The following is a 919-nucleotide window of genomic DNA, read 5'->3' on the forward strand; positions in this document are numbered from 1 at the left end:
CTTGCTGCGGCGCGACGATGGCGGGCCCCAGGGCCAGGCAAACGGTGTAGCCGGCGACCACCGCCGCCGTGGCCTGGTAGTGCCGAAACACGGTCATGGCGCCGACACAAAGGCCCAGCCATACCCCGATCCCGAGGATAAACAGCAGCATTTGCTGGGCGAACAGACTGGTCAGGACCAATGCCACAGCCAACCCCACGAGGGTGCCCAGTGCCCGATGGAAGCCCTTGCCAACCACTGCCCCCTGCAGCGGATGGATCAGCAACAACACGGTTGAGGCGGCCGAGAACGGCGAATCCAGGTGTAATTGGAACCCCAGCCACAGGGCCAATGAGGCCGCCAAAAGACTACGCAGCACATAGCCCGAGGTAGCAGCTTCCCATGCCCCCAGCATGCGCAGTGCACGGAGCATCACATGAACGCCTGAAGCCATTGCACCAGCCTCCAGCGCGGCGCCGTGCCCTCCTCGGCAACCTCGATGCTGGCGGTCATCCCCGCCGCCAGCTCCACACCGGGCGGCACCTTGTCCAGTTCAATCCGCACGGGCACGCGCTGGGCCAGGCGTATCCAGCTGAACGTAGGTGCCACCTGGGGCAAACCACTGTTACTGCGCAGCTCGTTACCGTCGGCAATGCCCCGACCAATGCTCGCCACATACCCTTCGAGCAGCGGTGAAAAACCCATCAGCTTGATGGACGTCGCAGCCCCCACCCGAACACCGGCCAGCTTGGTCTCCTCGAAGTAACCGGTGACCCAGAAGCTATGGCTATCGACCACAAAGATATTGGTCTCGCCCGCTGCCGCGTAGTCACCCGGCTGCAGCCGCAACTGGGTCACATAGCCGTCGACCGGCGAACGAATCGTCGTGCGGTCCAGATCCAGCCGCGCATGGGCCAGTTGGCTGCGGGCCGCATCCAGG

At 64.3% G+C, this 919-nt stretch carries 2 protein-coding genes; both read right to left on the reverse strand.

The window, feature by feature from the left end; genetic code table 11:
• Nucleotides 1–412, reverse strand: a 412-nt coding sequence (locus HX846_RS33310; protein ID WP_178967062.1) for an FUSC family protein, incomplete at its 3' end; no start/stop codon positions are given.
• Nucleotides 412–919 (reverse strand): HlyD family efflux transporter periplasmic adaptor subunit (locus HX846_RS33315; RefSeq protein ID WP_178967063.1); only part of this gene is annotated, 508 nt, incomplete at its 5' end. The genes HX846_RS33315 and HX846_RS33310, both read right to left, overlap by 1 nt.

Source organism: Pseudomonas sp. K5002 (genome assembly GCF_013386655.1).
Classification (GTDB): Bacteria; Pseudomonadota; Gammaproteobacteria; order Pseudomonadales; family Pseudomonadaceae; genus Aquipseudomonas.